The organism is Hymenobacter terrigena, assembly GCF_054776515.1.
Map to the genome: position 1 here is coordinate 284,948 of NZ_BAAHBU010000005.1, position 14,460 is coordinate 299,407.

Annotated in this window: 11 protein-coding genes; 2 read left to right on the plus strand and 9 right to left on the minus strand. The window is 61.3% G+C overall.

Annotated elements, in window-relative coordinates; genetic code table 11:
• The first annotated feature begins 198 nt into the window (after nucleotides 1-198).
• Nucleotides 199-2,148, plus strand: coding sequence for an ATP-binding protein (locus ACYU7Q_RS20445; protein WP_460611314.1), 1,950 nt, complete (start codon nucleotides 199-201; stop codon nucleotides 2,146-2,148).
• Between the two features lie 241 nt (nucleotides 2,149-2,389).
• Here ACYU7Q_RS20445 and ACYU7Q_RS20450 read toward each other — a convergent pair whose 3' ends face one another.
• The gene (locus ACYU7Q_RS20450) at nucleotides 2,390-4,438 is read right to left on the minus strand and encodes a M13 family metallopeptidase (RefSeq protein WP_460611315.1); all 2,049 of its coding nucleotides are present in this window, start codon (nucleotides 4,436-4,438) and stop codon (nucleotides 2,390-2,392) included.
• Between the two features lie 338 nt (nucleotides 4,439-4,776).
• Nucleotides 4,777-6,411: an NADP-dependent glyceraldehyde-3-phosphate dehydrogenase gene (locus ACYU7Q_RS20455; RefSeq protein ID WP_460611316.1), complete on the minus strand. Its 1,635-nt coding sequence runs from the start codon at nucleotides 6,409-6,411 to the stop codon at nucleotides 4,777-4,779.
• Between the two features lie 159 nt (nucleotides 6,412-6,570).
• Here ACYU7Q_RS20455 and ACYU7Q_RS20460 point away from each other — a divergent pair, with 159 nt between their 5' ends.
• A complete protein-coding gene (locus tag ACYU7Q_RS20460; protein ID WP_460611317.1) occupies nucleotides 6,571-7,002 on the plus strand; it encodes a hypothetical protein in 432 nt (143 codons plus the stop codon).
• A gap of 56 nt (nucleotides 7,003-7,058) precedes the next feature.
• Here the strand turns inward: ACYU7Q_RS20460 and ACYU7Q_RS20465 are convergent, their stop codons facing one another.
• From ACYU7Q_RS20465 to ACYU7Q_RS20495, 7 genes are all read right to left on the minus strand, one after another.
• A complete protein-coding gene (locus ACYU7Q_RS20465) occupies nucleotides 7,059-8,786 on the minus strand; it encodes a M28 family metallopeptidase (RefSeq protein WP_460611318.1) in 1,728 nt (575 codons plus the stop codon).
• Between the two features lie 40 nt (nucleotides 8,787-8,826).
• On the minus strand, nucleotides 8,827-9,441 hold the full coding sequence (locus ACYU7Q_RS20470; RefSeq protein WP_460611319.1) for a TetR/AcrR family transcriptional regulator: 615 nt from the start codon (nucleotides 9,439-9,441) through the stop codon (nucleotides 8,827-8,829).
• A gap of 76 nt (nucleotides 9,442-9,517) precedes the next feature.
• The gene (locus ACYU7Q_RS20475; RefSeq protein ID WP_460611320.1) at nucleotides 9,518-10,195 is read right to left on the minus strand and encodes a carotenoid biosynthesis protein; all 678 of its coding nucleotides are present in this window, start codon (nucleotides 10,193-10,195) and stop codon (nucleotides 9,518-9,520) included.
• 109 nt (nucleotides 10,196-10,304) lie between these two features.
• A complete protein-coding gene (gene crtD, locus ACYU7Q_RS20480) occupies nucleotides 10,305-11,804 on the minus strand; it encodes a phytoene desaturase family protein (protein ID WP_460611321.1) in 1,500 nt (499 codons plus the stop codon).
• A 48-nt stretch (nucleotides 11,805-11,852) separates the two neighbouring features.
• Nucleotides 11,853-12,656: a DUF3800 domain-containing protein gene (locus ACYU7Q_RS20485; RefSeq protein WP_460611322.1), complete on the minus strand. Its 804-nt coding sequence runs from the start codon at nucleotides 12,654-12,656 to the stop codon at nucleotides 11,853-11,855.
• Nucleotides 12,657-12,684: 28 nt separating this feature from the next.
• Nucleotides 12,685-13,884, minus strand: coding sequence for a class I SAM-dependent rRNA methyltransferase (locus ACYU7Q_RS20490; protein WP_460611323.1), 1,200 nt, complete (start codon nucleotides 13,882-13,884; stop codon nucleotides 12,685-12,687).
• 43 nt (nucleotides 13,885-13,927) lie between these two features.
• Nucleotides 13,928-14,368: an SRPBCC family protein gene (locus tag ACYU7Q_RS20495; RefSeq protein ID WP_460611324.1), complete on the minus strand. Its 441-nt coding sequence runs from the start codon at nucleotides 14,366-14,368 to the stop codon at nucleotides 13,928-13,930.
• Between the last annotated feature and the right edge of the window lie 92 nt (nucleotides 14,369-14,460).

A 14,460-nucleotide genomic window follows, 5' to 3' on the forward strand; every position in this document is an offset into this window, starting at 1 on the left:
TTGGAAATTGTACCATCGTGTCAAGAGTCCAGTTTCTGAGTCATCCGGCAGCAAGATTAATCAGGTAAAATCAATTGTTATCCCGCCTGCACGCCTCTTTTGCTAAGTTGCAGGTTGCAAATTGGGAAATGGCGGCAATGCTGAAATAGCATTAAAGCGTGAAAGTTGACGGTTCAGTGCTTATCTTTGACTAGCACTATGCAGCCATTTATGACGCGCCCCGGTTTTTTGCTGAGATGGCTGTTAGCCCTGGGGCTGCTGGTGCCGTTGTTGCCCGCCGGAGCCGGGGCCGCTGTGCCGGTCAGCACCGAGGTGTTGCGGCGGCGGCTGGCCACCCGCTTGCCCGATACCACCCGGCTGCGTCTGCTCACGGCCATGTGCTACCGGCTGCACGACGAGCAGCCCACCCGTGCCCTTCCCTACGGCGAAGCCGCCGTGGCCCTGGCCCGCACCCTGCCCGCCGATGAGCAGGCCCCCGGCCTGCTGCACAGCCTGCTGGCCCTGGCCAGCTGCTATGCTAACCTCTCCAACGGCCCCGAAGCCCTGAGCTTGCTGAATGAGGCGCAGGAACTGGCCCGTGTTCAGCACGACACCGACGCCCTGACGCGCGCGTACACCGCGCAGGGTAGCATTTACCACGAGCGCGGCGACTCCGCTACCGCTTGGCGGCACTACCAGCAGGCGCTGCAGTTGAATGCCCGGCCGGGCGTCACGGCGCGTGCCCGCATGAAGCTGCTGGGCAATGTGGGGAGCCTGTTCTTTTTTCGGCAGCAGGTGCCGCAGGCGTTGCATTACGATTCGCTGGCGCTGGCCCTGGCGCGCCGCGAGAGCGACTCGACCGCCGAATCGACCTACCTATCCAGCCTGGCTACTTACCAGATGAAGCTGGGCCGCCTGCCCCGGGTGAAACGGCTGCTCACGCAGGCGCTGGCCATCAGCCGCCGCCAGCACGCGGCCCGCAACCAGGCCGAGCAACTGATTTTGTTTGCGATGTACTACATCCAGACCGACCAGCCCGAACGGGCCGATGCCGCCGTGCGCGAAGCCCTGAGCCTGGCCCGCCAAAGCGGCTACTTGGAGCGCGTACTCGATGCCTACAGCATCTTGGCCGCCGAAGCCGCCGAGCACAATAAGTACCGCGACGCCTACGAGTGGAACAAGCGCTACGTGGACCTGAACGATACCCTGAACAACCGGCAGACCATGCAGACCCTGGCGGCGGCCCAGGTCAGCTACGAAACCCAGGAACGCGCCCGCCGGCTGCGTCAGCTCACGGCGCAGCAGGCCGAACAGGGCTGGCACAATCGTGTGCTGGGGGCTGCCGTGGCCATCCTGGCCCTGGGGCTGCTGGTAGCAGTGTACCTGCAGCGCAACCTGCGCCGTAGCCGCGCCGCCCTGGCCGCCAACAACCGCGCCCTGGAAAAAGCCTCGGCCGAGCTGCGCGCTGTGGCCGTGTTCAAGGACAAGCTCTACGCCATTGTGGCCCACGACCTGCGCGGCCCGGTCACGGCCTTTGCCGGCGTCACCAGCCTGATTGATTCCTACATTGCCCAGAACGACCAGGCCGGCCTGGCTCGCCTGCCCGCTCTGGTGCGCCAGGCCTCTGACAGTCTCAACCATCTGCTCGACAACGTGTTGAACTGGGCCGTGAGCCAGACCGGCGAGCTGGACTGCCGCCCCACGCCCTTGCCGGTCACGGAGCTGTTTGCCGAGTGCCAGGCCCTGTACCAGACCACGGCTGCCGCCAGCTGGCAGCACATCACCATGGCCGCGCCGCCGGATTTGTGCCTACTGGCCGACCGCAATATGACGCGCACCATTCTCCGCAACCTGGTGGGCAACGCGCTGAAATTCATGCCCACCGGTGGCCATGTCCATCTCGAAGCCGCTCCCGACCCCGACGACCCCCGCATGGTCCTCCTCAGCTGCACCGACACCGGGCCCGGCATGAGTGCTGCTACCGTGTCGTCACTCATGAGTGGCCCGGCGCTGCCGGAGCCGTCGCCCGTGCCCCAGGCCACCGGCCTGGGTTTGGGCCTGGCCTTGTGCCGCGCCTTTGTGCACCGGCACGGCGGCACGCTGGTTATTCAGAGCCGCCCTGGGGCGGGGACTAACGTAACGGTGAGTATGCCGGCGGCGAAGAGGTAGCCGTTTGTCATCGCAAGTGGAGCGTAGCGGAACGCGGCAAACGAAGTTCAGCGTAGCTAATCCATCCTGTACCCTGTACAAAACCAGACACCTAATAATGTGAAAAGCCCCGGCTCTCGAGATAGAGTCGGGGCTTTTTAATAAGGTTTGTCACATCCCAAAGTTGGGCGCTAATGAGAGGGCGGATTAGCTACGCTGAACTTCGTTTGCCGCGGCCGGCGGCCTTGTAATGACAGGGCCGCTACCAGATAACCACCCGCGTCGAATCGGGGCGGTAGAGCTTCTGGCCGGGCTTGATGCCGAAGGCTTCGTAGAAGGCAGATACGTCAGCCATCGGGCCATTTACGCGGTACTGGGCGGGCGAGTGCACGTCGGTGAGCAGTTGCGAGGCTAGGCTTTCGTCGCGCACATGCATCTGCCAGCCTAAGGCATAGCCTAAGAAATAGCGCTGCGTGGGCGTGAGGCCGTTGATTTTCTTGCCTTCCTTGTACTGCTTGGTCTTTTTGAACGCATCCAAACCGATGACGATGCCGCCGAGGTCGGCAATGTTTTCGCCGGCCGTGGCCTTGCCGTTGATGTGCAGCGAATCGAGCAGGGTGTAGCCGTTGAACTGCTTCACGATGCCGTTCACGCGCTCATTGAAGCGCTTGCGGTCGTCCTTGCTCCACCACTCGTGCAGGTTGCCGTGGGCGTCGTACTGGCTGCCCTCGTCGTCGAAGCCGTGCGTCAGTTCGTGGCCGATGGTGCTGGCTCCGGCGTAGCCATACACCAGCGCGTCGTCGGCATCGGCATCGAGCAGGCCGGGCACGGCAAAGGCGGCGGCAGGCAGCACAATTTCGTTGTTAGAGGAGTTGTAATAGGCATTATAAGTTTGGGGCGTCATGTCCCACTCGGTGCGGTCTACGGGTTTGCCCAGCTTGTTCAGCTGATAGTTGTACTGCCACTCGTTGGCGCGCATCACGTTTTCGGCCAGCGAACTGCGGTCAATTTTCAGGTTCGAATAATCTTTCCATTTGTTGGGGTAGCCCACTTTGGGGGTGATTTTATGGAGCTTATCCAAGGCCACCACTTTGGTGGGCGCGCTCATCCAATCCAGTTTCTGAATGTGCTGGGCGAAGGCTGCCACCATGTTTTTTACCAAGGTATCGTAGCGGGCTTTGGCCTCGGGCTTGAAGTATTCTTTCACGAAAAGCTGGCCCAGCGCATCGCCCAGGGCGTTTTCCTGCATATCGAGCACCCGCTTCCAGCGCGGGCGGATGGCCGTGGCCCCGCGCAGCACCGTGCCGTAGAAGTGGAAATTCTCGTCCACAAACGGGCGGCTTAGCGTGGGCGCAAACTCGTGGGCCACGTGCCAGGCGAGGTAAGCTTTCCAGGTATCCACCGGCTGGGTTTTCAGGAGCTGGCTCACCGTCTGGTAAAACTCGGGCTGGCCCACAATCACCGTGTCGACCTTAGCCCCGCCCATCTGTCCGAGCCAGGTTTTCCAGTCGATGCCGGGTGTGAGCTTGTCGAGCTGCGCGATGCTCATTTTGTGGTAGTTGGCGTACGGGTCGCGCAGGGCTTCGAGCTTGCGCGAGGACTTGGCCAGCGTGGTTTCCAGGGCAATTACTTTGGCGGCGTTGGCCTGGGCCGTGGCGGCGTCCTGGCCCAGCAGCTTGAAGGTGTTGGCGACGTGCTTCAGGTACTCGGCGCGGATGTTTTTGGTGCGCGAGTCGGTGTTGAAGTAATAGTCGCGGTTGGGCAGGCCCAGGCCCGCCTGGCGCAGGTAGAGGGCCATCTTGTCGCTGTTCTTATCGTCCTGGCCCACGCGCGGGCCGATGAGCGCATTCACCCCCAGCGGAATTTCGTGGGCGATGACGCCCGGTACTTCGGCCACCGTTTTCAGGGCCGCGATGCGGTCCAGCTCCGGTTTCAGGGGCGTGGCCCCGAGTTGGTCGGCTTTCACCGAATCCATGCCGACGGCCCAGAAATCGCCGATTTTCTGTTGATTGCTGCCGGCCGTAGCCTTGGCGTCGGCGGCCTCAATGCTGGTCTGGCGCAGGCGGGTATAAATCTCGTCCTGCACCTTTTTGCCGATGCCCATATTGCTCTCCGAGGCCGGAATGGGGTTGTTCTTCAGCCAGGTGCCATTGGCGTAGGTGAAAAAGTCGTCGCCGGGGGCCACGGTCGTATCCAGGGCCGCGTGCAGGATGTCGGGCTTATTGGCCGTGCTGGCCGTTTTCAGGGAGTTCGACGGGCAGCCGGTGACGCCGGCGGCCAGCAGCGGCAACAGAAGCAGGTGTTTTTTCATGAGCAGGGCCCGGGTGGGCGAGTTGAATGAAATGCGAAGTAAGCGAAAGGGGACTGCTCCGCTTACAAAAGACCCCCAACCCACCGGCAGGTTGCCAGCGGGTTGGGGGTCAGAAGGCCCAATAACGGGCCGGGCATCCCCGAAACATCGGAATTAGCTCCGGTAAATGCTTCGGTCGTGCCGGAAAGTTCTTCGGACACGCCCGGAAATGCTTCGGCCGGGCCGGGGAGGGTTTCGGACGCGCCCGGCACTGCTTCGGCCAGGCCGGCGAGGGAATTGGGGGTGCCGGGAAATGCTTCGGGCCGGCCGGAAAGGGTTTTGGCCCGGCCGAAAGGGGCCTACAGAATAAACCGGGTGCTCAAAAAGCTGCTTTCCTGGCCGTCCACAATCTCGTTGAGGAGGTGCTTGTTGGCCTCGGTCTGCTTGGTGGCCACCACGGTGCGGATGCTGAACGAGCGCAGGGCGTCGTACACCGAGAGGGTGCCTTCGGCCGAGTCCTTGCGGCCGGTGAAGGGGAAGGTGTCGGGCCCGCGCTGGCACTGGGCGTTGATGTTCACGCGGCTCACCTGGTTCACGAGCTGGTCGATGAGGTCGGCCACTTCCTGCGATTCAGAGCCGAAAATGCTCACCTGCTGGCCGTGGTCGGAGTCGATGATGTACTGAATGGCTTCGTCGACCTTAGCGAACGAGGCCACTGGCACCACGGGCCCGAACTGCTCCTCGCGCCAAACCTTCATGCCATTCTTCACGGGGAACAGCAGGGCGGGGTACACCAGCGGGCCGGCCGTGGTGCCGCCGCCTTCGTTCACTACGCGCGCGCCTTTGGCCTGGGCATCGGCAATGACTTCGGCCAGGTAAGCAGGCTTTTGCGGCTCGGGCAGGGGGGTGATGTTCACGCCCGCGTCCCAGGGCATGCCGGGTTTCAGCTTGTTGATTTCGGCGGCAAGGCGCTGCACGAAGTCTTCGGCAATGCTCTCGTGCACCATAAACAGCTTGAGCGCCGTACAGCGCTGGCCGTTGAAGCTGAGCGAGCCGAGCACCGATTCCTTCACCGCTACGTCGAGGTCAGCATCGGGCATGATGATGGCCACGTTCTTGGCATCGAGCCCGAGAATGGCGCGCAGGCGGTTGGACTTGGGGTGCAGCTTCTTGAGCGAATCGGCCACGCGGCTGCTGCCGATGAGGCCCAGCGCGTCAATCTTGCCCGAGGCCATGAGGGCCGGTACCACCGCGTTGCCGCGGCCGTACACCGTATTTACCACGCCTTTCGGGAAGGCTTCGGTGAAAGCCTGGAGCAGCGGGAAGTGCAGCAGCGTGCCGTGTTTCGGAGGTTTGAAGAGGACCGTGTTGCCCATAATCAGGGCCGGAATGAGCATGCAGAATGTCTCGTTCAGCGGGTAGTTGAACGGGCCCATGCAGAGCACCACGCCCAGCGGCGAGCGCCGAATCTGGCCGATGATGCCTTCGGTGATGGTGAAGCGCGACGAGTCGCGGTCCAGGTCCTTGAGGGCGTTGATGGTGGCGTGGATGTAGTCCACGGTGCGGTCGAATTCCTTTTCTGAGTCAGCCGTCGACTTGCCGATTTCCCAGAGCAGCAGCTTCACGATTTCGGCCTTGCGGGCCACGATGAGGCGAGTAAATTTCTCCACCGCCGCGATGCGTTCGGCCACGCTCAGCATGGGCCACTCGCCCCGGCCGAAGTTGTAGGCGCGCACGGCGGCATCGAGAGCTTTGAGGGCTTCGGCCTCGTCGAGCAGCGGGTAGGAGCCGATGACGCGGGGCGCGAGCGAGCCGTCGGGCCGGCGCTCAAACATGGGCGAGATGACTTCCTGGGTGGGGCCGGCCCATTCGCGCAGCTCGCCGTCGAGCAGATACTGGCGCTGGTGCAGCGGCTCGGTGAGGCGCCAGGCTTCGGGAATGGCCGCTGTGTCGGGCGGGAAGAGTTGGGTTAGATTTTCGGTGCTTACAGCCATGGTAATGGGCAAAATGTGCGGTGCGAACCTACGCAACAGCGTATGGGTACGGAAATATTGGCCCAGAGTCGCGGAGCCGGCCCGTTTTCACGGGAACGTTTGCGTACCGCGCAAGCCCCCGAAAACCGCTATGTTTCCATCGAAATTATTTTTCTGCTCATGTCGCTTCACCTCCTGCTTTTGCTCAATTTCGCCGTTGCGGCCTACCTCACCGGCCTCATCTGGACGGTACAGGTGGTGCATTACCCCAGCTTCGGCCAAGTGCCGAAGGAAGCGTGGGAGGCTTTCCACGCGGCCCACACCCGCCGCATCAGCTACGTGGTAATGGCCCCCATGGTGATTGAATCAGGGCTGGCCATCTGGCTGGCCTGGGCCGGTCGCGCCGTGCTGCCCGCCGGCGCGGGCTGGTGGAGCCTGGCTTTGGTGGTGCTGGTGTGGGCGGCCACATTCTTTATCGCCGTGCCCTTCCACAACCGCCTCGGGCAGGGCTACGACTACATTGCCATTGACGGCCTCACGCGCACCAACTGGCTGCGCACACTGGCCTGGACGGCGCGGGCCGGGCTGCTGGGGTGGCTGCTGGCGGGGTAGCCACAGATGTAAAAGAACGTCATGCTACGCTGCGCGCTGCATGACTGGTAACGGAATTATTTCCCGGGCCGGCTCTTCTCCCTTGTCGCCTTAAACTCCGAGCCCTCCTTCCACTTCGGAAAAGTGGTTTCGCCGGCCAGCATCTGGCCTACGCGGAACAGCAGGCGGGCATCTTCGGCCGCGCCGCGCAGGTCCCATTTGGGGTCGAACTGGTCAGCGGGCTGGTGATAGGCTTTCTCTTCGAAGTCCTTGCGCTGCTTTTCGGCGAAGGCTTTGCCGTGCAGGCGGCTCTCGAACTGCCCGCTGGCGTAAAGCGCCGGAATGCCCACTTTGGCGAAGCTGAAATGGTCGGAGCGGTAGAAGCTGCCGGTTTCGGGGTGCTGGAAGGGGATGACGTAGCGGTTCTGCTCCTTGGCGGCGGTGCGGGCGTAATCGTCCAGTTCCGACTGCCCGTAGCCGATAATGGTCAAATCACGCATCGGCCCAAAGGCCAGCAGCTCGTCCATGTTAATGTCGGCCACGGTGCTAGCCACCGGAAACAGCGGGTGTTGGGCGTAATAATCGGAACCCAGCAGGCCCTGCTCTTCGCCGGTTACGGCCAAAAACACGATGCTGCGTTGCGGCTTTTCCTTGGCCTGCTTGAAGGCGGTGGCAATGGCCAGCAGGCCGGCGCAGCCACTGGCATTGTCGAGCGCGCCGTTGTAAATCGAGTCGCCCGCAATCGGCTTGCCGATGCCTAGGTGGTCCCAGTGCGCCGAGTAGATGATGTACTCTTTCGGGCGGGTGGTGCCGGGCAGTACGGCCACCACGTTTTTCGAGGTTTTACGCGTGATTTTATTGTGGATGGTGGTGCTCAAACTCAGGTTCATCACCCGGCCGCGGAAGCCGGGGCGGTTGGCGGCGGCGTAGGCTTCGTCGTAGTTCTGGCCGGCGGCCGTGAAGAGACGCTTGGCCGCGTCGAGGGTTATCCAGCCTTCGAGGGCCACCTTGCTGGCACCGTGGTCGGGCGTTTGGGGGTGCAGTTTGGCGCCGCCGTTGCTGCTCTGCACCACCGTCCAAGGGTAGGAAGCGGGCTTGGTATCGTGGATGATGACCAAGCCGGTAGCGCCGTGGCGGGCAGCCTCCTCGTATTTGTACATCCAGCGGCCATAATACGTCATGGCCTTGCCCTTGAACATCGTGGTGTCGTTGCCCGCGTTGCCGGGGTCGTTGATGAGCACCACCACCGTCTTGCCCTTCACGTCGAGGCCCGCGTAGTCGTCCCAGTTATACTCGGGAGCCGTCACGCCGTAGCCAGCAAACACCAGCGGCGAATCCTTTATGCTGATAACCGGCTTTTCCTGCTCGGTCAGGAACATAAAATCCTGCCGGTACTTCAGCTGCAGGGTTTTGCCGTTGCCCGTCACCGTGGCAATCGAGTCGGGCCGGCCCGCGATTTCCACCAGCGGCACCGCCTGGAAATACGAGCCATTGGCCCCCGGCTGCAAGCCCAGCTTCTTGAATTCCGAAGCCAAATAAGCTGTGGCTTTCTCTTCGCCTGCCGTAAACGGCCGCCGGCCCTGAAACTCATCCGAAGCCAGCACTTTGATGTGCCGGGCTATGAGCGCGGGCGTGATGCCGTCGTTTGGGGCGGGCACGCTGGCTGTGTCGGTGGGAGCGGCTTCGGCTTCGGTTGGGGCCGTGGTCGTGGCCGTTTCCGACGACGAAGTTTTGCCCTGGCAGCCCGCCAGCAGCAGGCCCGCGGCGGCTGGCACCAGCCAGCCGCTTAGTATTGATAAACGCATCGGTACAGAGAGTTACCCCCGGCCGCGACGCCGGAGCTGTCTACAGCCGGGCAAAATGCTCGGCCGCAATCCGCGCGCCTTCCTCGGTGCAGATGCCCCGAATGTAGTACAAGAAAATGCTGCGAAAAACCTCGCGCATGTTGTAGCGGTCAGGCGGAAACACCTGCGGGTTGAGCAACATATTCAACTGCTCCACAATAATCTTGGTAACCAGCTGAATGTTAATATCGGAGCGGAACATTCGATTGCGAATGCCGTCATTAAGCAGCTGTTGCAGCTGCGGGGCCGAGTAAGTATTTACGTTGTCCATCGCCGCCTCCCACGTTTTGGGAAACCCGGTTTGCAGGTCGATGTAAAATTGGCCCGGCACGGCGGCCAAGTCGCGCAAGCCCAGCTGCAACAAGCCGTACAGGCGCTCCACGGCCGACGAATATTGGGCGAACAATTCCACGTGTTCGCGCTTCTGGCGCTCCATATCGGCCAGAATGGCGTGATGCACCAACAGCTCGCGGCTGGGAAACTGGGCCACCAGGTCAGCCTCGCTGGTGTGCAGGGCGGTAGCCAGCGCAGCATCGGGCGCGGTATGCAGGCCGTAGCGGTAAAAAACCGGCATGGCGGCTTCCAGAGAAGCCGTCGGCAGTGTAAAATCAGGCATCAAAGAGGAAGCGAAAGTCTGTTTTCAGAAGGAAGTGAGCGACCGGCTGGCGTCGGGCCCAACGCTGTCGCGCTGGCTAGAGTGCCCCAAGCAGGAAGAAAAACAGTAACTGCGTAATGTACACCAGCGGCACCAGCGGATTGCGCTTGGTGAAGGTGGTGCGGTTGAACAGCATCTGCAAGATACAGGCAAAGATGAACCAGTCGCGGAAATTCTGGAAAGGAATCACGCCCGCCGTCCAGTGCCAGAAATCGAAGCGCCCGGCCACCGGCTCCAGGCAGGCATCGAAGCCCACCATGAGCCCGGCCGCCAGCAGAATGCGCGGTAGCTCGCCCAGCGGCAGGTAGCGCACCAGTGTGCCGCATACATAGGTGAGCACCAGCCAGTTTAGACCAATCATCGGCGGCACACCTTTGAAGGGCTGCATATCGAATAGCTTGAAACCCAGGGTGTCGCCGTAGGTATAATGCCCGAAAAACCGGCCCGTGTTCACGCCCACAAACTCGGCCCCGAAGCCCAGCAGCAGCACCGTGAGGCAAAAACCCCAGAAGCTGGCATCGCGCTTGGGCTGAAACCACAGCAGCAGCAGGGCCGTGAGCCCGAGCGTGAGGGGCGTAAAGCGCAGGTAGAAATCGGGGTTTTGGGAAAAAGCCAGCCCCACAAAACCGGTGAAATGAAACAGCAGCACCAGTCCCTGGGCCACGCGCAGCCGGCGGTGAGTCGCGGCCGGGAGTGGCTCGGTGTAATCAACCATGGAGGGAAAACGGAATAGAGAAAAGGGGATAGGTCGGCAATGGAAAGCAGGACGGTGAGCAACTGCAAAAGGATTAGGTTGTCGCTCCTTGCCCCCTATTACCTATCCCTTATCCCTCATTAATTAAAGACGAAACAATTTTGGCCGACAGCAGACACAGCGGAATGCCGCCGCCCGGATGCACCGAACCACCGCAAAAGTACAGCCCTTCGAGCCGCCCCGAAAAATTGGGGTGGCGCAGGAAGGCCGCCAGTGCGTTGTTGCTGGAACTGCCATACAGCGCCCCGCCAAACGACGAGGTGTCGGCGGCAATGCCGGGCGGCGTCCAGGTTTTTTCGGTGGCAATCAGGGGTTCAATGTCGGTGCCCAATGCCTGGCTCAGCTTACGCAGCACGGCGCGCCGGGTTTGCCGGGTAAGGGCCGGCCAGTCCTGGCCCTGGTCGTGGGGCACGTTCACCATCACAAACCAGTTTTCGTGGCCGGGCGGGGCATCGGTGGGCGTTTTTTTGGAGGTGATGTTCACGTACACCGTCACGTCGTTGGCCACGGTCTGCTCCTGAAAAATGGCCTCAAATTCCTGCTTATAATCAGCGGAGAAAAAGATGTTGTGCAGGTCCAGCTCAGGAAATTCTCGGGTGATGCCCCAGTAAAAAATCAGCGCCGAAGAGGAGCGGGGCTGGCTCAGGGTGCGCTCGGGGGCGGACTCGCGGGGCAGTAGGCGGCGGTACGTGGGCACCACATCCATATTGCTTACCACCCGGCCGAAATCGTACACGTCCTGCGCCGTGCGCAGGCCCGTCACGCGCCCATCGGCTACGATAATTTCCTCCACGGCCTCGCTGTAGCGAAATTTCACGCCGAACTCCGTAGCCAGCTTCACCAGGCTTTCGGCAATGGCATAAATGCCACCTTCAGGATAAAAAGCGCCAATGCCGTGCTCCAGGTGCGGAATCATGCTCAGCGTGGCCGGGGCCTGGTAGGGGTCCGAGCCATTATAGGTCGCATAGCGGTCGAACAGCTGCACGAGGCGCGGGTCGGCGCCAAAAGCTTTGGCGTGGCGCTGGTGCATGGTGCCCAGCAGGCCCAGCTGCGGCAGGGCGGCCACGGCTTTCAGCGTTTCGGGGCTGAAGTAGGTGCCGGCCTTGTGCAGGGATTTGTGCAAGAAGGTACCCGCCGTGGCATCATACGCCTGGCCGGCGCGGGCCAGAAACTGCGTAACGGTCGCCGCCGGCGTACCCAGCTTCTCTTCCACCTCAGCCGCAAATTTCGCCGCCTCGGCCCAGGCCGTAAGCCGGGTGCCATCGGCAAAAAAGTAGCGGGTGATGGGGTCGAGCCGCTCGTAGCGGAAGTAGTCGGCCGGCTCGCGTTGGGCCAGCCGGAAAATATCGTCCACCAGCTGCGGCAGCGTAAACAGCGACGGCCCCGCATCGAACCGGTACCCGCCGGGCAGCACAAACTGGTGCATCTTGCCCCCAAACGTGGCTCCGGTCTCGAATACCGTGACCGGGTGCCCGGCCACCGCCAGCCGCGCCGCCGTTGCAATGCCTGCAATGCCCGCCCCGATGATGGCCACGGGCTGTTTCAACGATGTTGCAGATTTGCCGTACATTTGCGGTGAACCACTGAAAGTCCGAATGGGCCGTAGGTGGTGTTTTTTTTAGCGCGGGTAGCAAACGACCCCATACGGATTAGAACTACTGGCTTTAGTGTTAAGAATAGGTTGCAGAACAGTCATTAGCTGCAAAATGCTCTCGTCGCTTAACACTTTCTTTACCCTGTTCGCCAAATCCATATTTGTGCACAGAAAGCGGGTAGCGTAAAGTGAATGGATAAAGGCCAGTGTGTCTGCGGCCTGAATAAAGTATGATTCTGCTGAGTTTTTTGCCAAGGGGTCTTCTACCAGCAGCCCAATTTCTTGCCGGGTGCCGGGTAGCTCATATTTGGATGGGATATAATTAATGCGCTGAATTTTGCGCGCCACTTTCCCCATTTTTCCAACTCTCCCCTCATCGGTTATCACCATAAATCGTTCGGGTAACTGGTTTTTAGTTGCTGCGTGTCGCCTTAGGCTATTCTCAATACGCTGTATGTTGTAGGTGAAAGCCTTTTCCAAGACGTCGTATTCTTGGTTCCTAATCTTCGTTTTGTCAATGACGACGACTGTGCTTCGTAAGCGTAAGGAAGATAGCAGTGTAGCGTATGCAAAAAGAATTTCCCGCCGCGTTTCCGAAGGATATTTTCCGTGGTAAGGGTTTTTATCCTGAATAAATTCGCGGGTGTGAAATTCCTGTTTGACAGGAAATCCGTATTCCTTACTGAGATGTCGGCGGAACAGAAGTACCTGCTCGAAATTGTGCTTCCACTCCGTTTCCAGCATCGATAAACTAGCGAGCACAAACAAATCAGAAGAACGCCGAGGAAAACCATCATCTCCCGACTCGTCGAAGTAAGATAAAACCATGAGTAGAATGGAATTTATACGTCGCGTCTTACTCCACCGCCAGCACCAGCCCTTTCAGGTAAGCGCCTTCCGGGTGGAACAGGCTTACCGGGTGGTCGGCGGGCTGGGTGAGGCGGTGCAGGATGCGCGCCGGCCGGCCCGCTTCGATGGCCGCTGCCAGCACCGCACCTTCAAACAATTCGGGGCTAACTACCTGTGAGCACGAGAACGTGAACAGCAGCCCGCCCGGCGCCAGGTGCGCAATGCCGGCTGCGTTCAGGCGCTTGTAGCCCATCAGGGCGGCGTGGCGGGCGCCCATGTGCTTGGCGAAAGCGGGCGGGTCGAGCACCAGCAAATCGTACTGGGCCGAGTGGTTTTTGAGGAAGCCCAGCACGTCGTCGGGGTAGGCGGCGTGGCGGTCGGCGTGGTTCGATAATTCGGCGTTGCGCTCGGTGAGGGCAATGGCTTTTTTGCTCGAATCGACGGAATGCACCAGTTCTGCGCCGGCCTCCAGGGCATAAACTGAGAAGCCGCCGGTGTAGCAGAACGTGTTAAGCACCTTGCGGCCGGGCGAGTAGCGAGCCAGCAGGGCGCGGTTGTCGCGCTGGTCGATGAAGAAGCCGGTTTTCTGGCCAGTTTCCCAATCCACGGCAAACTGGTGGCCGTTTTCCGTCACCACATGTTCCGTGCCTGAGCTTTCGCCGAACAGGTAGCCGTTCTGGGCGTCGGGCACGGCGTTGCCGGGCACGGTTTCGGCACTCTTGTCATAAATGGCGCGCAGCTTGTCGCCGAATACTACTCGCAGCGCGGCCGCGATTTCGGGCCGGGCGCGGTACATGCCCACGCTGTGGGCCTGCACCACGGCGGTGTCGCCATACACGTCGATGATGAGGCCGGGCAGACCGTCGCCCTCGGCGTGCACCAAGCGGAACACGTTGGTATCGGCCGTGCCAGTCAGGGCCAGACGCTGGCGCAGGCGGTAGGCGTTGCCCAGCTTTTCTTCCCAGTATTTGGCCGTCGGCAGAGCCGCTTCGGGGCCAAAATCCAGCATTCGCACGGCAATGGAGCCGCCGCTGGAGAAGTGGCCCACGCCCAGCAGCTCGCCGTTGATGGCTTCTACACGCACGGGCTCGCCCTCGCGGGGCTCGCCCAATACGCGGGCAATGGCACCTGAGAACACCCAAGGGTGGCGGCGGCGCAGGCTGTGGTCTTTTCCGTTTTTGAGGACGATGGTGGCGGGGTTCAGCATAGTCTGCAAAGGTACGGCCCCGCGCCGGGCCGGCTTGTCCCGCCTACCGAAACCAGCGCCGGTAAATGGGCCGCCGCCAGGCAAACTGCGCCCACATGGCCGGGTATATCACCACATCGAGCAGGCGCGAAGCCGTGCGGTATTCCAGCGCATCCACAATCACGCTGCCGCCCTTGGTCCCAGGCTGAATAAGGTGGCGGTGCCGCCAGAAGCGTAACGGTGGCGGCAGAATCTGGCCTTCATCCACGAAATAATGGGTGCCATCAGCCTGCACGCCATCGTCCACAATCAGCGAAGTCCAAGGCAGGCGCTTTACCAGCGTATCGAGCTCAATTTCAACCCGGTCGCCGGTGCGGCAACCATCGAAACGGAGCAGCCGCAGCTGGGGAAACGGCGGAGCCAGAGCCACAAATAGCTCGCGGGTGAAGCCGGCCATGACCGCGGCCGGGGATTGAGAAACGGCGGTGCGGAGGGTGACGTGCATGAATTGCAAACCCCGGCCGGTGGCAATTGTTGGCCGGCCATATAGGTAGTCAGGCAAAAAGCCAAAGTGAACAGACGCATGCGATTTTATCG